Source organism: Ottowia sp., assembly GCF_047975795.1.
Classification (GTDB): domain Bacteria; phylum Pseudomonadota; class Gammaproteobacteria; order Burkholderiales; family Burkholderiaceae_C; genus Ottowia.
This window is the reverse complement of the sequence record NZ_JBKEEE010000039.1, coordinates 16,334-33,768: the sequence shown is the minus strand read 5'-3', so window position 1 is coordinate 33,768 and position 17,435 is coordinate 16,334. Positions and strand designations below refer to the sequence as shown.

Here is a 17,435-nt window from a genome sequence, read left to right as displayed (position 1 = left end):
AATCAGGGTCAAGCGAACCAAAAACAGCGCAAAACGATGAGAAATTCAACGCTCGTTTCGCCATGTGAACATTCACGCGTCACCTCGCCCTGCAGCGGGGGTTGTGCAGACCTTCCTTAGGTCGTTTTAGCGCGGGTCAGCCAGTGCCAGCCCAGCATGCCCACCAACATGGCCGCCACAAACAGCAGCGCTTGGCGCTGGCCCAAAGCGCTCGCCACCAGACCTGGGCCAGGGCAAATACCCGCCAGCCCCCAGCCTGCGCCAAACATCAGGCTGCCGATCACCAGACGGCGATCCACGTGCCGTGTGCCCGGCAGATGAATCGCTTGACCTGACAAGCTGCGAGGGTGGCGACGCACCCACCAGAACGCAGGCGCGGCCACCGTCACAGCGGCAGCCATGACAAAGGCCAGGCGTGGATCCCACGCGCCTGTGACGTCCAAAAAAGCAATCACGTAAGCCGGATTGGTCATGCCGGAAATCAGCAAGCCCACCCCAAACAATGCGCCTGCAATCAGCGCCATGAACGTTTGCGACCAGACGAAAGGGCGTGCTGCATTCATGTCATGGTCCTCGGCAACCAAGCCACCACGGCCATACCCGCCAGCATGAACAACGCCGTGGCCAGCAAAGAACGCGGTGACAACCGCGCTGTGCCACACACACCATGCCCGCTGGTGCAGCCGCCACCCAGTCGGGTGCCAAACCCCACCAGCAGGCCCGCAATGACCAACGTGCCTGTGTTGGCGGCAATGTGTATCGGTGGCAAGCCACGCCACGCCACATAAGCCAGTGGTGCGCCCGCCAGCCCCAGCAAAAAAACCAGCCGCCAAAGCCATTCCGAGCGCTGGTACGGCCCGTTCAGCACGCCGCCCAAAATACCGCTGATGCCTGCAATGCGCCCATTGAACAACACCAGCACCGCCACAGCGCTGCCAATCAGCGCCCCACCCAGCAGGGCAGGGGCGACAGAGCCTGAATCAAAAGCGAGGCTCATGCGGGCGTCTCCTGACAAAACAACTCGTGCAGGGTTTGCAGCAGGCGCAGCACTTCAGTCTGGGCGATGGCGTAAACCACGTTTTTGCCCTCGCGCCGCGTGCTCACCACGTTCTGGCTGCGCAGCACGGCCAGTTGCTGCGACAGCGTGGGCTGGCGAATGCCCAGGCACTGCTCCAGCTCGCCCACGGCGCATTCGCCCTGCGAAAGCTGGCACAGGATCATCAGTCGATCTTCATTGCCCAGCAGCTTCAGCAAGGTGACGGCGGCGTGCGCCCCGTGGCGCATGGATTTGGGGTCGAAGACCACCGGTGTGTCGGTTGGCGTGGCGGTTGCGTGGGTCATGGCAAAGCGTCGGTGCAAAAAAAGTCGTTGCGAAAAGGCTTGCAAACAATCTATAGTTTAATATATTATCAATCAATGAATTGTTTTCAAGCCTAGGAGATGTAAAGGATGCCCGCATGAGCAAGAGCTACAAAGACATCATTGGCCACACCTCTTCGTGGCTGGTGCCATTGCGCAAAGACACGGTGGACACATCGCGTGGCTTCGGCGCACTGTCGCAAGCGGCCATGTCCGACGGTGCGCTGGACAAAAAAACCAAAGAGCTGATCGCCATGGCCTTGGGTGTGGCGGCCCGCTGCGATCCCTGCCTGGGCTACCACGCGCAGGCTCTGGTCAAACTCGGCTGCACCCGCGCCGAGCTGCAAGAGATGCTGGGCGTATGCATCTACATGGGCGGCGGCCCATCATTGATGTACGCCGCCAATGCGCTGGCGGCCTATGAAGAATTTGGTGGCGAAAAACAGCTTGCCGCCTGAAATATGAAACGCTTGAATAAGCCTTTTGTGCATGACTGATATGCACAAACAGCTATTGATTTGATATCAACCGAAAGGAAAGACAACATGAAATTCAACGTCGGCGGCATCGACCGCATTTTGCGTATCGTGGCGGGCATTGCCCTGATCGCTTTGGCCGCCACCGGCACTGTTGGCTGGTGGGGCTACATCGGCATCGTGCCTTTGCTCACCGGCCTGTTCCGCGTCTGCCCGCTGTATTCACTGGTGGGTCTGAACACCTGCCCGGTGCAGAACAAATCCTGAACCACATTCGTTGCCCGATCATGGTGGGCGAGGAGCAGGTGTTGAGGGGCAGGTAAAGGATCAGGTATTTACTGCGATGGTGGTGTTGCAGAGTCGGTTGACTCCGGCACATACACCATTGATCCGTCCTTCATGCGGTAGGCCACGCCCGCCTTGGTGCCGTGGCCTTCGCCGATGCTGCCGCTGGCCTGGTAGCGTTCCAGCTTTTCGCCGTCCTTGACGATCATCTCCATGTTCGGCTGGCCAGGGTTTTTGATGATGGTCATGGTCTGGGCTGAGAACGGGTTGGCGGGGCTGCTGGCCACGGCCAGCAGCAGGGCGGCGATGATGACCAAAAACACGTCGATCAGGTTGACCACCGAGAGGATGGGGTCGTCGTCTTCAATATCGTCGAGCAGGCGGGTTTTCATGCCACACCTCCAGCGATGGCCGTGCTCTGCGCTGGCGTGGTGCGTGCGGCTGCGGCGGGTTGGCTTTGGCGCAGGCGCTCGATGGCGAGCAGGTCTTGCGCATACCAGCGCCGCCGCACATGCACCACGGCGTAGGTGATGGCGGCGGCAATCAGCGCCAGAATCACCGCCGAAAAGGCGACCATCAAACCGCGTGCCATCTCGGCCAGTTGCCCATCGGCCAATGCCTGCAAGGCCGGGCCCATGGGGATCATGGTGGCCACCAGGCCCAGCATGGGGGCCACGCGGGCGGCGATGCGGGCAGGCTCCAGGCGCTTTAAGGCCAGCGCTTCCAGCTCGTCAGCGCTCAATGCTGGCGTGGCGGCGTGAATTTGCAGCAGCTCATGTCCAGCAAAATCGCCGCGCTCACGTCCACGTGCGCCCGCGCGCTGCCACGCTTGCCAGGCAAATGCGCCCAGGGCGTAAAAGGCGTAGCCAAACAACAGTGCGACCAGAACCAGAACGGGGGTCAAGAACAACTGGCTGATGCTGAACATCGCGCCTTCAAGTGGGGTGGACATGGCATCAACTCCTGAGGTCAATCAACAAAACAAACAAAACAAACAAAGCCAAGAAAACGGTGTCCGGTGCGGTGCGCTCAGGTGGGCGTGGCTGGCGCGTGGCGAGGTGTTCGATTGGGCAAGCTGGCGGGCTGATGGCGCGGGCCTGCTCCGCGCCGTGCCTGCACGGCGGCACCCAAGGCCATCAAGGCCAGCAGCATCAGCACGGCCAGCGTGTCGATCAGTGCGCTTATGGCAGGTGTTTCAGGCGATGGTGCAGGTGGGGGCGCAGGTGGGGGCGGCTCGACGCGCTCCATGCGCAGGCCGCGAATGGGGAGCGGCTCAGCGGGTGCAGAGTCAGCGGCAGACTCAGGTGAAGACTCAGACGGTGCCGCTTCAGGTTGGGCGGTTTCGGGTTGTGCTGTTGCGGGCGGCGACACTTCAGCGGGCGGCGGCACGGGCTGCGTCAGTAGGGCGGCTGGGGCAGGGCGCGGTGCGTCGAGGCCAAAGCCTGGAGCAGGCGCAGTGACGGGGGTGGCCGACGGCGTGGTGATGATGTTTGCTGCGGATTCAGCCACTTCAGCGCTTTGCACAAAGGCGGTAAAGCGCGCGTTGTCGCTTTTCACGTCATGGCGTTGGGCCAGATCGCGCCAGCGTGCTTTCAGCTCGGCCAGTGTGGCGGAGTCGGCCTGCCAGTAGCCCTGGCGTGCGGCTTCGACCATGCGCTCGACGGTTTGCGCCAGCGCGTGGGGGTTGTGCTGCTCGAACCACTGATTCAAGCCCAGTTGATGCTTGTCGCGCACGTACACATCCATCATTTCCTGCCACTGGTCGTCGCGCACGATTTCGCGCGCCACCGCTGTCCAGCCCCAGAAGTTGTTGGTGGCGTCCAGCACCTGCAAGGTGCCGGCGTAGCCTTCTTTCATCAGACCCTGGATGTAGCCGGGGTGAAACTGGCGCGTGGCCAGCTCTTTGGCCAGAAACTGCGCTGCGCCTTCCACCTTGCCGCTACCGCTGGCCGAGCGCAGGTTGCTGATGTACAGCGCGGGTGCTTGGCCGTCCAGGTGGCGCACGGCCAGCGCGATGCCGCCCAGGTACTGAAATGGGTCGTCGGTGGTGAGCATGCCGTACACGTTGGACGAGCGCGAGAGCACCGCGCCTTGGGTGCCGCGCAACTGTTCGGCGTACAGGTTGAGCGCCTGACCGTTGCCCGCGCCGCTGGCCTCAGTGCCCGCTTGGTCCCCGCCCAGCAGGCTGCCCCAGCGTTTTTCGTCGGGGCCGTAGGCGTACTGCATGCGCGCCAGGTACATCTGGGCCAGCTTGCGATCGCCCTCGGCTTTGCCCTGCCAGCTGTCGGTGGCCAAGGTGGCGTCGTCCAGACCGGTGCCGTAGCGGCCAGATTCGGACGAGAAGATGCGCGTTTCGGCCGCGTCGCGCGCATCGGCATCGTTCCAGCCGCGGGCGCGCAATTGCGCTTCGATGCGCCGGGTGTGGTGGGCCACTGGATTGTCGGTTTCATCGTCTGCTTGTGCGGCCAGTTGGGCGGCGCGCGCGAGCTGCTTCATCACGTTGGGGAAGTGGTCGCGGTACAGGCCGGTGGCCGACAGCACCACGTCCACGCGCGGGCGACCCAACTCGGTACGCGGCACCAGGCGCACGCCGGTCACGCGCCCACCTTCGTCCCATTGGGGTTCGACGCCCAGCAACCACAGCGCCTGCGCCTCCAGCAGCCCCAAGTGGCGCATGGTTTCCACCGACCACAGCGATACGGCCAGCTTGGTTGGCGTTTGGCCGGTCTGCTGGCGGTGGGCGGCGATCAGCTGCTCGGCCGCCTGTTGGCCCGCCACCCAGGCTTGGCGGGTTGGGATGCGCGAGGGATCGAACCCGTACAGGTTGCGGCCCGTGGGCAAGGCATCGGGGTTGCGCACCGGATCGCCGCCGTAAGAGGTGGGAATGTGTCGCCCTTGCAGCGCCGCCAGCAAGGCAGCGGTTTCGTGACCTGCGTCCAGCGCCTGCCACCAGTTGCGCGCCTGTTGCATCATTTTTTGCAGATCAGGTGTTAATGGTTTTTCAAGCCAAACTGGCCTCTGGTGCTTGTCTGAAAATCGTGAGTTGCTATCAATCACATATTGATCCAGCAACAGGTAAGGAGCCGTGGCGGCCATCTTGTCGTGGTCGGCAATCAGCGCCTCGTCCAGATCGGCCTCGGGCTGACCGGCATGGCGTGCGGCGGCTTCCCAGAACGGGCGGCCCAGCATCATCAGCACGGTGGCGGCGCGCACAGGGGTGTCTGCGGACTGGCCCAGCGTGTGCAAGCCCACCGGCTGCACGGTTTCGGCCAGCTCGTGCAGGTGCTGGTGCAGGGCGTCGATGAAGGGTGCAAATTCGGCGGCGGCGCGCGCGGGCGTCCAGCCCATGTCGGCAGCGAGGCGGTCTTGCTGCACGCGCGCCAGGATGTCGGTTTTGAACTGTTCTTTCACTGCGCCGTCGTCTTGCGCCAGCCATTGGTGCAGCAAGTCGTGCAGTTCGGTCAGGCGCTGGTGCAGACCGGCCGGTTGCAGCGGTGCGGTCTGGTGGCTGATGATGACGGCGCGCCCACGCCGCTTGGCCTGCGTGGCCTCGCCCACGTTGTCGACGATGTAGGGGTAGACCACGGGCACGTCGCCCACGGCCAGCATGCCGGGGTCATAGACCGACAGGCCTCGCTCTTTGCCTGGCAACCACTCCTGCGTGCCGTGGGTGCCGAAGTGGATCAGCGCGTCGCGTGGGGTGGGTGTTTGACCACCAGCACCTTCACGCACCCACAGGTAAGCCGCCAGATACGCATGCGGCGGCAGCGCGTCGGGCTTCATCGAGTGGTACATGGCCTTTTCGCGGCCCGCCTTGTCGTCTACGCCGCGGTCGCTGCGGCCCGGCAGGGGCAGCAGCGCCAGCTTGCCCCATTGCAGGCGCGGGATGACGAAGTAATCCACGTCGCCCTGGCGGATCACGCTGGCCGATTGTTCGGGCTGGCCCCAGCGCGTCAGCAAGGCGGTTCGTGTGGCCTCGGGCAGGGTGGCCAGCCAGTGGCGGTACTTGGCCACTGGCAGCAGCGCAGCCAGGTCGTCCTGCACCAGCTGCGGCAGCAGGCCGTCGCGGTAGCTGGGGGCCAAAAGGCGTTGCAGTTTGGCGATCAGATCAGCCTCGTGTGGTGCGGCAGGCACGTCGTAGCCTGCGCTGCGCAGCGCCTCGATGGTGCTTTGCAGACTGCGCGGTACGTTCAAAAAGGCGGCAGAAAAATTCTTCTCGCCCGCTGGATAGTTCCAGAACATCAACGCCAGTTGCTTGTCGGCGGCGGGCTTGCGTTGCAGGCGAATCAGCGCCAGTGCCTTGTTGACCACCGCCTGCGCCTGCGGGCCGATGGCCACCACTTCGTCATCGCTTTGGCGCGTGGCGGCGGCAATTTGAATATCGGTCACGCCCGCGTATTCGGGCTGCGCCAGGTAAAACGGCACGTCCATCAGCGCGATACCGTGTTCGTCAGCCGCCCAGGCGGCAGCGTCGCCGCGCCGGTAAGGTGTGGCTTGCAGCACCGGCAGGCCCAGGCCGGTGAACTCGCTGCGCCGCCCTTCGGCGTTGAGCATGATTTGCGTGTTGATGATGACGTCGGCCAGCGGTGGCGCGTCGGCTTCAGGGCGCAGCATTTTGGCAATGGCTCCGGCGGGCATCATGGGGCCGTAGATGGGCAGGGCGATGGCCCCTTGCTGCTCGATGCGCGCCACCAGATCGTCGATAAAACCGGTCTGCATCGAGGCGATGTACTGCTGGTGCATGGCGATGGCGACCACGGGTGGGCGTGGCGATCTGGCCTGCACTCCGCGCCAGCGTAAAAACGCAGCCGCATCCGGCAGCACCAGGTTGGGGGCTTGCGGGTGGTAGACCGCTACCTTCGGAAAGACCACCGGCAGCGCCAGATCGGCTGGTGGCGGCTGCCCAGCCAGCGTGGCCGCCAGCAGGGTGAAAAAGCCTTTGAAATTACGCTCGCCACCATTGGCGTAATAGGCGATGAGCTGGCGGGCCACGCCTTCGTCCAGACCGCCGCCCCAGCGTGGTTTGGCGTCGTATGTCCAGGCGTTGGGCGCTGTCAGCCCCGGCAGGGCCTGCGCCAGGTGGTCCTGAATTTGGGTTTGCAGGTAAGAGTCGAAAAATACCGCGTCGTAGCCGTCGAACAGCGATGGCCCGCTTTGCGCCGGAATGCTGTTCAGGTACCGCACCTCCAGCGCCATGCCGTGCGGCGCACCAAGACGCGCCAGCGCGCGGAACTTGCCCTTGGGCACGTTGCCGGTGGCGATAAACAGCAGGCGGCGAGATGGCGTGGCCGCTTTTGATGTGGAAGCCGCAGGAGCCATCGTCTGAGGCGCGGCGTTGGTGCTGGTGTTGGCGCTGATCGGTTGCGCCACAGCGCCTGAGCAATACAGGGCCGACAGCCACAGCACCATCATCAGATGGCGCAGCAGGTGGGCAGTTTTCATCGTCAAATCAGCCTTTGGCGCTTTTTCATGCTGCGCTGTAAGCTATCAAAATAAGAGTTTTAAAACCTGGCTGGTGGCAAGCCGGTGCAGATCAAAAGCTGGCTTGCAGGCTGACGAAGTAAGTGCGCCCACGAATGGCGTAGCCAAAGTCGGCCGACTTTTCGGCCAGACGCACGTCACCAATGTTGTCCACGCCCGCGCTCCAGTTGAAGGTCTTGTTGATTTGCTGACCCACGCTGGCGTTGACCACGGTGTAAGAGGGCAGCCGGTTGCCGGTCGATGCGCGCTGGCGGCCTGTAAAGTTGACGCCCAGCCGTGCACTAAAGCCGCCCTGACCCTGCCAGCGCAGTTGTGAATGCAGCACCTGACGCGGTCGGTCAGTCAGCTCTTCGCCAGTGGTCTGGTCTTTGGTGTGCATCAGCGTCAGGTTGTTGCTCCACTTGAAGCCGGGTGCGAAGGCCCAGCCCAAGCCCAGTTCAGTGCCGTACATCTTGGCGCGATCCACGTTGTCATAGATGTAGCTGCGGCGCGTGCCTTCCTGGGCAATCAAGCGGGTGGTGATGAGGTCTTTGACCCGGTTGTAAAACAACGTGCCTGTCAGTGACCACGGCCCCGACTGCCAGTCGGCGGCCACCTCGAACGAGTGCGACTTCTCGGGCTTGACATCGGCGTTGCCATAAAAAGTGTGCGGCCCTTCGGCACCCACGTAATTGGGCGAAATCTGTTTGAGCGTGGGGGCCTTGAAGGCGGTGCCCAAACCGCCCTTGATGATCAGCTCGGGCGTGGTTTGCCACACCAGATAGGCGCGTGGGCTGAAGTGATTGCCAAAAATTTCGTGGTGATCGAGCCGTGCGCCCAGGGTGGCCACCAGATCGTTGGTGAGTGAAATTTCGTCCTGCGCAAACACGGCGGTGTGGTCGGCGCTGTCTTTGCCGCCATCCAGACCGGCGTTGCGCAGGCTTTCGCGCCGCAGCTCGCCGCCCGCAGTCAGTTGGTGCGCACCCATGCGCCACTGCGCAAAGCCGTCGCCCACCACATCACGCATGTTTTGCGCACGGGTGGGGCTGACGCCGTTGGTGCGGCTGTTTTCCACATCAATGGCGCTGCGGTAGGTGCGCACCTGGGTTTTGACCTCGCCAAACTGGCCGTTCCATTGGGCATAGCCGTGCTGGCGGTCGATCTGGTAGCGGTTGGCGTAGGCCGTTGCGCGCGAGACGGTGTCGTAATGGCGGTGCGCGCGGCTTTGCTGCCAACCGGCTTCAAAGCTGTGCAGGGCGCTGAGCTGGTAGCGCGCAGCAATGCCACCGGCGTTGTCCTTGCGGCCTTCGATCTCGCTGTTTTCCGGTGCATCGCGGTCGAGGATGTCGCTGACGCGGGCGTTTTCAGCGTTCAGCCGCACCGACAGGCCGTTGCCCACCGGCCCGCCCGCGTACACGCCCACGCGATGGCCATCGCCGCCCCACTCATGGTCGTCAAGGCGCTGGCCTGACAGACGCACCGAGCCTTCCCACTTGTCGGTCGGCCAGCGCGTGATGACGTTGACCACGCCGCCCAGCGCCTCTGAGCCATACAACGAAGACATCGGACCGCGGATGATCTCGACCCGCTCGATCACGTCGGTGGGCACCCAGCCGTATTGATAGTCAGAATGGCCCACCACATCGTCGGTGGCCGCGATGCGGCGTCCGTCGATCAGCGTCAGCGTGTGGCTGCTGTCCATGCCGCGCAGCGAAAAGGTTTTGCGACCTGACACTTGCTGGGGTTGCAGCGTTAGCCCCGGCGTGTCTTCGATGATCGACAGCAGGTCGGTGCTGGGATGGTACTGGATGTCGGTGCGCTCTATCACCGTGACCGAGGCTGGCGCGATGCGCACATCCTGCTCGTGTCGGGTGGCGGTGACGGTGACCTGGGGCAAAGTGGCCGAGGCTGGGGCAACAGGTGTGCTGGCACTGGAAGTGGGTTCATCGCTGGCCTGCGTTTGTGCATGTGCAGTACCCAGGCACGCCAGCCATGCCGCAGCAGCGACCACGTGCAAGGTGAAGGTGTGAGTCATCGCAGGGCGCATCAATGATTCTCCTGTGTCGGTGTGCAGCCTGCCGATGGGGTACCAGCGGCGTATTCGGTCATTTGCAACACCACTGCTTTAGCCCCGGTGCGGCCAAAATGTTGGTAACCCGCAGGCTCAGAAAACACACTGCCGGGTGGCAATGGCTTGAGTGCCTGGGCATCGAAGGTTTTGCCAAAGCCCAGCAGCAGATCGCCCGAAATCACCGTGACGATGCGATAGCCGCGCTCGTGCCCGTGCGGTGGCAGCTCGGTGTGGGGCGCGATGCGCACCCGACTGGTCACCACGTGGCAGGACGGGTCGGCGTGCAGCAGTTGGCGTTCGGTCTTTTTTTGGCTGCTCCAGAGCAGTTGATCCGGCGTTTTGGACATTGGCTCATGGGCCATGCTGGGTAAGCCCAGCAGCAGACACAAAGCGCCCGCGAAGGCATGACGAGGGAAAAAAGACATGCACAACCTCAATTAAATTAAATAATAACGATTCGCATTAGTATATTGGATTGTATCTGCGTGTTGGTTTGATCTGTCACAAGTCTGGTGTGTTGCTGACGTCGGTCACATTCCTCCCTGGTTATCGCACCAAACCACCAGTTCCTGCGGCTGGACGAAAACCAGGATCTACCACGCACTGCTTATCGTCAGGGGCATTCGGAGCGCCGTCTTGCCGGGCTTTCTTATTCACTGATTGGGTGACCAGGCAACCGTGCGACACGTCAGTTTTGCTTTTCTATGCGGGTTGCGGTGCGAGCTGCTGCTCTGGATGTTTCTGGTCACGCTGTTGTCGCGTTACTTTTTTTGAGGTATCTGGTGCAGTTGCTGGTGGCAGAGCAGTGGTACCAGACGGCTGATCCATTCAACGGAAAATCAGCTTGTGATCAAAGAATGCACCTCTTGTCCTGGCCCCAACGTGTCGCGAACATACTTCGAAACCATCGCTTTCACGCCGTTCAGGCAGACGTCATGAATCTCTCAGTGAACTTTCGAATCCACGATTCGAGCGTCGCTAGAAGTGAACTTGCACCCACAGCCACCTTTGATCGGCGCGCAAGACACGGCCAAGGAGGCTTTTCGAGGTGACGGACTTCATCGCGAAGAACACGATCGACAGCGCGACGAAACAAGTGAAGCCGCCCTATATTGCCTTGCGACTCGGCAGGCATTGGTTGTGGGGGGCATGTTGGACTTTGAAGCAGGTTGAACACCTGACTCGGGAGTCATGAAGTCGGACTACAAATAGACGACACGGATTCCAAAAAGTGCTGTCAGATAAAACACAAAAATTGCGATCCTTACCCTCAAGTCCATTAATAGCCAAACTTAAAAATCTACGGGTGATTTCTTTGGCGGATTGAGGGTAAGGCAAGGCGATGCGTTTACATGCGCTCGAACACTGCGGCAATGCCCTGGCCGCCGCCGATGCACATGGTCACCAGGGCGTATTTGCCGTTGATGCGCTGCAATTCGTGGATGGCCTTGATGGTGATGAGTGCGCCGGTGGCTCCAATGGGGTGACCCAGCGAAATACCTGAGCCGTTGGGGTTGACTTTGGCCGGGTCGGCCCCCAGCCCTTTGGTGACGGCGCAGGCCTGGGCGGCGAAGGCTTCGTTGGCTTCGATGACGTCCATCTGATCGAGCTTGAGGCCGGTTTTGGCCAACACGGCCTTGGTGGCGGGCACGGGGCCAATGCCCATGATTTTTGGCTCGACCCCTGCATGGGCGTAGCCGACCAGGCGCGCCAGCGGCTTGGCTCCACGGGCTTTGGCGGCAGCGGCTTCCATCAGTAGTACGGCGGCGGCGGCGTCGTTGATGCCCGAGGCGTTGGCGGCTGTGACGGTGCCGTTTTCTTTCACGAACACGGGCTTCATTTTCTGGAAGTCTTCCAGCTTGGCACCGGGGCGGAAGTGTTCGTCTTTTTCAAACACGACTTCGCCTTTGCGGGTTTTGAGGGTGACGGGGACGATCTGGCCCTTGAAACGGTTTTCGACCCAAGCACGCTCGGCGCGGTTGTGGCTTTCCAGCGCCAGCGCGTCCTGGTCTTCGCGGGTGACGTTGAATTCTTTGGCCACATTTTCGGCTGTCACGCCCATGTGGATGTTGTGGAACGGGTCGTGCAGGGCGCTGACCATCATGTCCAGCATTTTCACGTCGCCCATGCGTGCGCCCCATCGGTTGGTTTGGCTGATGTAGGGCGCGCGGCTCATGTTTTCGCAGCCACCGCCAATGGCCACGTCGTAGTCGCCCAGCAAGATGCCCTGGCTGGCGCTGACGATGGCTTGCAGGCCCGAGCCGCACAGACGGTTGACGTTCATGGCCGGGGTTTCTTTGGGGCAGCCACCATTGATGGCGGCCACGCGCGACAGGTACATGTCGCGCGGCTCGGTGTTGACCACGTGGCCAAACACCACGTGGCCCACGTCTTTGCCTTCAACGCCCGCGCGGGCCAGCGATTCCTTGACCACCAGCGCGGCCATGTCGACCGGGGGGATGTCTTTCAGGCTGCCGCCGAACGTACCAATGGCGGTGCGCACACCGCTGCAAACCACTACTTCACGACTCATCGTATGCCTCCTGGTGCATGAGTAAACAAACAGAACATGAAAATTTCACAACAACGCCCATAGTATGCCGTGTCTTGCGCGGGGGTTTGTGAGGTACGACAGGAAAAGTCTATGCGCGCGGGGTGCGCACGTCGGCTACAGGTGGGTCACCAAAATCAGGCCGGGCCAGCCAGGCCAGCACGACGCGCGCGGCATCGTCGGGGTGGGCGAGTTGGCCGTTGGTTTTGAGCTGCCCGAACGCTGCCTGGTCAGGAAAATGGGCCGCATCGGCGCTGCGCAAGTGCGTTTGCATATCGGTGTCGATCACGCCGGGGGCCAGCGCACACACCTTGGCCCCGTTGGGCTGGGCAGCTTCGTCCAGCGCCAGGCAGCGGGTGAAGTGGTCCAACCCCGCCTTGGCGGCGCAGTAAGCGCTTTGCGAGGCCATGGCGCGGCGGCCCAGGCCGGATGAAATGTTCAGCACCTTGCGCTGGCCAGTCCAGTGGCGGGTGCCACTTAAAAATGCAGCGGTCAGCAGCATGGGCGCTTGCAGGCCCACACGCAGGGCTTGCATCAGATCGGCGCTGTCTGCATCACGCAAAGGCATCAGGGGCGGGATGACGCCCGCGTTGTTGATCAAGGTGGCGCTGGCAAAGCGCTGTGGTGCTATGTCGTCCAGCCAGCCGTGCAGGTGGGCGCTGGCGCTGTGGTTTTGATTGTGGTCGTCGGCCAGATCGACCGACCACTGCACCAGCTCGGCCCCTGCTGCTTGCGCCTTGGCGGCCAAACCGCCGGGGATGCGGCGCGACAAGGTCAGTACCGTGTGGCCCGGTTGCAGCAATTGCCCGGCCATGGCGTGGCCCATGCCGCGCGATGCGCCGGTCAGGATGAACAGGTGAAACGATGTTGCAACAGTCATTGGCCCAATTTACAGCAACGCCAGACACGGGTAGTACAAGTAAAAAAAACGCCGCGACAAGGCGGCGTTTGGTATAGGCAGGCAGTGCCCGAGGCGCTGCCTGCCTATCGCTGTGCTTTACAGCGTGGCGGGTGAGATTTTGGCGGCCCCCACGGCGGCCCCCACTTCAAGTCCCGTGTTGGTCAGCACAAAGCTGGAGATGGGTTGCTTCATGGTTTCGGTGTCGACCGAGCCATTGGCACCCACTTTGCCAGCCGCCACGGTGGCGTCGGCACCGGCTGACCAGCCTTTGCTGGCCTTGAACTTTTGCAGCGCATCGTTGGTGGTGAAGACGTAGACCACGGCTTTGGACTGGCCTCCGGCCTGAAAGCCGATCGAGCCGCCGGTGGTGCTGTAGTAGCCGGTGGTTCTGCCGCCTTCGCGCAGCGCGCCCTTACCGTGGTCGACGCCGACCACGAACGAGCCGCCGACGATGCCGGGGAACACCAGCACGCCCGCCGCGCGCTGCACCAGCTCTTTCGAGCCGGGGGCGGCGGTGTACAGGCGTTGCAGCGTGGCATCGACGTTTTTGTCCATGGCCGCACGGGCCGACGGGCCAGCTGCTTCAGCGCTGGATGATGTGGTGGTGCAACCCACCATGGCCAGGCTGGCCACGCCCAGGGCAGCGGCCAGTGCAAGGGTGTGAATTTTCATTTGGCGCATATCGGTTCCTTTTTCAGTTCCTGTTGTCGTGCGTCGGCACTTCCGACGAAATTCAATTTTATGCTTTTGGCTGGCGTTTGGCGGGGTTTTTCAAGCGGATTTGGTGCGCGTCAACCACGAATGACTTAAGACGTGGGGCGCGATCCGAGCGTCTGGCTGGGCGGATTCGTGAAATTGAATAAAAGCGCGTTTTGAGTACGCTAATACAGCACAAACAGCTATCAATTTAATTGCAAAATACTTTTAATAGCTCAAACGCTCAGGCCGAATTTCTTGCAAGATGGTGGTGGCGATTTCCTCGATCGACTTGGTGGTGGTCGATAGCCAGCGAATGCCTGAGCGACGCATCATGGCCTCGGCCTCGGACACTTCAGCGCGGCAGTTTTGCATGCTGGCGTAGCGTGAATTGGGTCTGCGCTCGGCGCGGATTTCGGCCAGCCGTTCGGGGGCAATGGTCAGGCCAAATATTTTTTTGCGGTGCGGCACCAGGGCAGGGGGCAACTGGCGACGCTCAAAATCTTCGGGGATCAGCGGGTAGTTGGCGGCTTTCAGGCCGTGCTGCATGGCCAGGTACAGGCTGGTGGGGGTTTTGCCGCTGCGGCTGACGCCCACCAGGATCACATCGGCGGCTTGCAGATCGCGGTTACTCTGACCGTCGTCGTGCGCTAGGCTGAAGTTGATGGCCTCGATGCGGTCGTGGTAGGCCTGCGATTTGGACACGTCAGAAAAGCGGCCCACGCGGTGGTGGCTGGTGATGCCCAGTTCGTGCTCGATGGGTTCGACAAAGGTGCCAAACATGTCCAGCAGCATGCCCTTGCAGCCTTCGCGGATGATGCCCAGCACCTCCATGTCGACCAGCGTGCTGAACACGATGGGGCGCTTGCCTTCCACTTCAAACGCGTGGTTGATTTGTCGCACCGCCTGGTGGGCTTTGTCTGGCGTGTCGATGAAGGGCAGGCGCACGTGGTGCGGCTTGAAATCAAACTGTGCCAGGATGGCATTGCCAAAGGTTTCGGCAGTGATGCCGGTGCCGTCGGAGACAAAAAATACGGTGCGGTCGGGCATGTGCGGTTCAGTCAAGGGTTGTAGGAGAGGGCAGGCAGCAGGGCAAAGCCAGCGTCCCTACAATCATGCCCCATGTATTCGCGCGCCTGAATTCTGTTTGCGGCAGGGCCATAACCACCATCACAGCCACAACACACAGCCTGCTGCATGTTTGGCGCGGACAAAGATTTTGAAACTTTGGAGTATTTCCTATGTCAGCGCTTTTCTCGCCGATCGCTTTGGTCGTGCCGTTTGAACAACTCAGAATGACGGATGTCGAGTCCGTGGGCGGCAAAAACGCCAGCCTGGGCGAGATGATTTCGCAACTGCCGCAAGGCGTGCGCGTGCCCACCGGTTTTGCCACCACGGCGCACGCGTTCCGCCAGTTCTTGGCCCATGATGGGCTGGCCGCACGCATCAACCAGCGGTTGGCCACGCTGGACACCGAAGACGTGCGTGCGCTGGCCGCTGCGGGCGCTGAAATCCGCGGTTGGGTCGAGGCCCAGCCTTTTCCTGCCGACCTTGAAAAAGCCATTCGCGAAGCCTTTGTCACGCTGAGTGCGGGCAATGCTGCCGCCAGCTTTGCCGTGCGCAGCTCGGCCACGGCGGAAGATTTACCGGACGCCAGCTTTGCAGGCCAGCAGGAAACCTTTCTCAACGTGGTCGGCATCGATGATGTGCTGCACAAAATGAAAGAGGTGTTTGCCAGCCTGTACAACGACCGGGCCATCAGCTACCGCGTGCACAAAGGCTTTGCGCACGACGTGGTGGCGCTGTCGGCGGGCGTGCAGCGCATGGTGCGCTCGGACACGGGCGCGGCGGGGGTCATGTTCACCATCGACACCGAAAGCGGCTTTGACCAGGTGGTCTTCATCACCAGCAGCTACGGCCTGGGCGAGACGGTGGTGCAAGGTGCCGTCAACCCGGATGAGTTTTACGTGCACAAGCCCATGCTGGCCGCGGGCAAGCAAGCCGTCATCCGCCGCAACTTGGGGTCAAAGCTGGTGCAAATGGTGTTTGCCACGCCTGAGGAAAAAGCTGCCGACGGCAAGCTGGTCAAAACCACCGATGTGCCCACCGAGCAACGCAACCGCTATTCGCTGACCGATGCCGACGTCGAGCAACTGGCGAAATACGCCCTGGTGATCGAGCGCCACTATGGCCGCCCTATGGACATTGAATGGGGCAAAGACGGCCAGAACGGCCAGCTCTACATCCTGCAGGCGCGTCCTGAGACGGTGAAGAGCCAGCAGCAAGGCAAGACCGAGCACCGCTACAAGCTCAAAAGCAGCGGCACCGTGCTGGCCGAAGGCCGCGCCATTGGCCAGAAGATCGGCACCGGCCCGGTGCGGCTGGTCAATGACATCAGCCAGATGGACAAGGTGCAGGCCGGCGACGTGCTGGTGACCGACATGACCGACCCCAACTGGGAACCGGTGATGAAGCGCGCCAGCGCCATCGTCACCAACCGGGGCGGACGCACTTGCCATGCCGCCATCATTGCGCGCGAGCTGGGTATTCCCGCCGTGGTGGGGGCGGGCAACGCCACCGACGTACTGAAAGACGGCACGTTGGTCACGGTGAGCTGCGCCGAGGGCGACACTGGTCACATTTACGACGGCCTGCTGGAAACCGAGGTCACCGAGGTGCAGCGCGGCGAGATGCCGCCGATTGCCACCAAGATCATGATGAACGTCGGCAACCCGCAACTGGCTTTTGACTTTGCCCAGCTGCCCAACGAGGGCGTGGGCCTGGCGCGGCTGGAGTTCATCATCAACAACAACATCGGCGTGCACCCCAAGGCCATCCTCGACTACCCGCAGGTCGATGCCGACCTGAAGAAGGCGGTCGAAAGCGTGGCCCGCGGCCATGCCAGCCCACGCGCCTTCTACGTCGACAAGGTGGCCGAAGGCGTGGCCACCATTGCCGCGGCCTTCTGGCCCAAGCCCGTCATCGTGCGGCTGTCCGACTTCAAGAGCAACGAATACCGCAAGCTTATCGGCGGCAGCCGCTACGAGCCTGAGGAAGAAAACCCCATGCTGGGTTTTCGCGGCGCGGCGCGCTACATCAGCGACGACTTCCGCGAAGCCTTCGCCATGGAGTGCGAGGCCATTCAGCGCGTGCGCAACGACATGGGGTTGACCAACGTGCAGGTCATGGTGCCGTTTGTGCGCACGCTGGGGCAGGCCGAGCGCGTCACGCAACTGCTGGCCGACCGTGGCCTCAAGCGCGGTGACAACGATTTGAAGGTGGTGATGATGTGCGAGGTGCCCAGCAACGCCATCTTGGCGGATGAGTTTTTGCAGTATTTCGACGGCTTTTCCATCGGCTCCAACGATCTGACGCAACTGACGCTGGGGCTGGATCGCGACTCGGGCATGGAACTGCTGGCGGCCGATTTTGATGAGCGTGACCCGGCTGTGAAGGCCATGCTGCAACGGGCCATCGCAGCTTGCAAACGCCAAGGCAAATATGTCGGCATTTGCGGCCAAGGCCCGAGCGACCACCCGGACTTTGCGCGCTGGCTGGCCGATGAAGGCATTGTGTCGATTTCGCTCAATCCCGACAGTGTGATTGACACCTGGAACCTGCTGGCCAGTTAAGCGT

The 17,435-nt window shown here is 62.1% G+C and carries 15 protein-coding genes; 3 read left to right on the top strand and 12 right to left on the bottom strand.

All coding sequences use genetic code 11. The annotated features are described in order from the left end of the window. Window positions 1-116 precede the first annotated feature (116 nt). Genes ACK5NW_RS05945 through ACK5NW_RS05935 form a run of 3 tightly spaced genes read right to left on the bottom strand, consistent with a single transcriptional unit; the run spans window position 117 to window position 1,341 of the window. Window positions 117-563, bottom strand: coding sequence for a DUF6691 family protein (locus ACK5NW_RS05945; RefSeq protein ID WP_416926052.1), 447 nt, complete (start codon window positions 561-563; stop codon window positions 117-119). Then, entirely contained in the window at window positions 560-997 is a 438-nt protein-coding gene (locus tag ACK5NW_RS05940; RefSeq protein ID WP_416926050.1) for a YeeE/YedE family protein, read from the bottom strand. The genes ACK5NW_RS05945 and ACK5NW_RS05940 overlap by 4 nt, the downstream gene beginning before the upstream one ends. Next, the gene (locus ACK5NW_RS05935; protein ID WP_416926048.1) at window positions 994-1,341 is read right to left on the bottom strand and encodes an ArsR/SmtB family transcription factor; all 348 of its coding nucleotides are present in this window, start codon (window positions 1,339-1,341) and stop codon (window positions 994-996) included. Before ACK5NW_RS05935 ends, ACK5NW_RS05940 begins: the two co-directional genes overlap by 4 nt. A 116-nt stretch (window positions 1,342-1,457) precedes the next feature. On the opposite strand from ACK5NW_RS05935, the gene ACK5NW_RS05930 reads away from it, so the two are divergent. Continuing rightward, on the top strand, window positions 1,458-1,817 hold the full coding sequence (locus tag ACK5NW_RS05930; RefSeq protein WP_416926046.1) for a carboxymuconolactone decarboxylase family protein: 360 nt from the start codon (window positions 1,458-1,460) through the stop codon (window positions 1,815-1,817). Between the two features lie 87 nt (window positions 1,818-1,904). Next, window positions 1,905-2,102, top strand: coding sequence for a DUF2892 domain-containing protein (locus ACK5NW_RS05925; RefSeq protein ID WP_416926044.1), 198 nt, complete (start codon window positions 1,905-1,907; stop codon window positions 2,100-2,102). A gap of 68 nt (window positions 2,103-2,170) precedes the next feature. Here the strand turns inward: ACK5NW_RS05925 and ACK5NW_RS05920 are convergent, their stop codons facing one another. The 9 genes from ACK5NW_RS05920 to ACK5NW_RS05880 form a co-directional block, all read right to left on the bottom strand. Further along, the gene (locus ACK5NW_RS05920) at window positions 2,171-2,512 is read right to left on the bottom strand and encodes a DUF2149 domain-containing protein (RefSeq protein WP_416926042.1); all 342 of its coding nucleotides are present in this window, start codon (window positions 2,510-2,512) and stop codon (window positions 2,171-2,173) included. Beyond that, on the bottom strand, window positions 2,509-3,072 hold the full coding sequence (locus ACK5NW_RS05915) for a MotA/TolQ/ExbB proton channel family protein (RefSeq protein ID WP_416926040.1): 564 nt from the start codon (window positions 3,070-3,072) through the stop codon (window positions 2,509-2,511). The genes ACK5NW_RS05920 and ACK5NW_RS05915 overlap by 4 nt, the downstream gene beginning before the upstream one ends. 77 nt (window positions 3,073-3,149) lie before the next feature. Beyond that, window positions 3,150-7,562: a cobaltochelatase subunit CobN gene (gene cobN, locus ACK5NW_RS05910; protein ID WP_416926038.1), complete on the bottom strand. Its 4,413-nt coding sequence runs from the start codon at window positions 7,560-7,562 to the stop codon at window positions 3,150-3,152. Between the two features lie 91 nt (window positions 7,563-7,653). Then, on the bottom strand, window positions 7,654-9,615 hold the full coding sequence (locus ACK5NW_RS05905; protein ID WP_416926036.1) for a TonB-dependent receptor plug domain-containing protein: 1,962 nt from the start codon (window positions 9,613-9,615) through the stop codon (window positions 7,654-7,656). An 11-nt stretch (window positions 9,616-9,626) separates the two neighbouring features. Beyond that, window positions 9,627-10,076 carry a cupin domain-containing protein gene (locus tag ACK5NW_RS05900; RefSeq protein ID WP_416926034.1) on the bottom strand — a complete coding sequence of 150 codons (450 nt, stop codon included), beginning with the start codon at window positions 10,074-10,076 and terminating at the stop codon, window positions 9,627-9,629. 923 nt (window positions 10,077-10,999) lie between these two features. Then, window positions 11,000-12,184, bottom strand: a complete 1,185-nt coding sequence (gene bktB, locus ACK5NW_RS05895) for a beta-ketothiolase BktB (RefSeq protein WP_416926032.1) — start codon at window positions 12,182-12,184, stop codon at window positions 11,000-11,002. Between the two features lie 109 nt (window positions 12,185-12,293). Then, window positions 12,294-13,082: an SDR family NAD(P)-dependent oxidoreductase gene (locus ACK5NW_RS05890; protein ID WP_416926030.1), complete on the bottom strand. Its 789-nt coding sequence runs from the start codon at window positions 13,080-13,082 to the stop codon at window positions 12,294-12,296. Between the two features lie 117 nt (window positions 13,083-13,199). Next, window positions 13,200-13,784, bottom strand: a complete 585-nt coding sequence (locus ACK5NW_RS05885) for a YSC84-related protein (protein WP_416926028.1) — start codon at window positions 13,782-13,784, stop codon at window positions 13,200-13,202. A 243-nt stretch (window positions 13,785-14,027) separates the two neighbouring features. Continuing rightward, a complete protein-coding gene (locus ACK5NW_RS05880; protein ID WP_416926054.1) occupies window positions 14,028-14,849 on the bottom strand; it encodes a pyruvate, water dikinase regulatory protein in 822 nt (273 codons plus the stop codon). 191 nt (window positions 14,850-15,040) lie between these two features. Between ACK5NW_RS05880 and ppsA the strand changes: the two genes are divergently transcribed. Further along, entirely contained in the window at window positions 15,041-17,431 is a 2,391-nt protein-coding gene (gene ppsA, locus ACK5NW_RS05875) for a phosphoenolpyruvate synthase (RefSeq protein ID WP_416926026.1), read from the top strand. Window positions 17,432-17,435: the final 4 nt, after the last annotated feature.

Excerpts from the sequence above, each read along its gene's own strand:
- ACK5NW_RS05905 (WP_416926036.1), bottom strand. The coding sequence starts at position 9,615 with ATGACTCACACCTTCACCTTGCACGTGGTCGCTGCTGCGGCATGGCTG.
- ACK5NW_RS05900 (WP_416926034.1), bottom strand. The coding sequence starts at position 10,076 with ATGTCTTTTTTCCCTCGTCATGCCTTCGCGGGCGCTTTGTGTCTGCTG.
- ACK5NW_RS05890 (WP_416926030.1), bottom strand. The coding sequence starts at position 13,082 with ATGACTGTTGCAACATCGTTTCACCTGTTCATCCTGACCGGCGCATCG.
- cobN (WP_416926038.1), bottom strand. The coding sequence starts at position 7,562 with ATGAAAACTGCCCACCTGCTGCGCCATCTGATGATGGTGCTGTGGCTG.
- ACK5NW_RS05885 (WP_416926028.1), bottom strand. The coding sequence starts at position 13,784 with ATGCGCCAAATGAAAATTCACACCCTTGCACTGGCCGCTGCCCTGGGC.
- ACK5NW_RS05915 (WP_416926040.1), bottom strand. The coding sequence starts at position 3,072 with ATGTCCACCCCACTTGAAGGCGCGATGTTCAGCATCAGCCAGTTGTTC.
- ACK5NW_RS05935 (WP_416926048.1), bottom strand. The coding sequence starts at position 1,341 with ATGACCCACGCAACCGCCACGCCAACCGACACACCGGTGGTCTTCGAC.
- ACK5NW_RS05920 (WP_416926042.1), bottom strand. The coding sequence starts at position 2,512 with ATGAAAACCCGCCTGCTCGACGATATTGAAGACGACGACCCCATCCTC.
- ACK5NW_RS05930 (WP_416926046.1), top strand. The coding sequence starts at position 1,458 with ATGAGCAAGAGCTACAAAGACATCATTGGCCACACCTCTTCGTGGCTG.
- bktB (WP_416926032.1), bottom strand. The coding sequence starts at position 12,184 with ATGAGTCGTGAAGTAGTGGTTTGCAGCGGTGTGCGCACCGCCATTGGT.
- ppsA (WP_416926026.1), top strand. The coding sequence starts at position 15,041 with ATGTCAGCGCTTTTCTCGCCGATCGCTTTGGTCGTGCCGTTTGAACAA.
- ACK5NW_RS05925 (WP_416926044.1), top strand. The coding sequence starts at position 1,905 with ATGAAATTCAACGTCGGCGGCATCGACCGCATTTTGCGTATCGTGGCG.
- ACK5NW_RS05940 (WP_416926050.1), bottom strand. The coding sequence starts at position 997 with ATGAGCCTCGCTTTTGATTCAGGCTCTGTCGCCCCTGCCCTGCTGGGT.
- ACK5NW_RS05880 (WP_416926054.1), bottom strand. The coding sequence starts at position 14,849 with ATGCCCGACCGCACCGTATTTTTTGTCTCCGACGGCACCGGCATCACT.
- ACK5NW_RS05945 (WP_416926052.1), bottom strand. The coding sequence starts at position 563 with ATGAATGCAGCACGCCCTTTCGTCTGGTCGCAAACGTTCATGGCGCTG.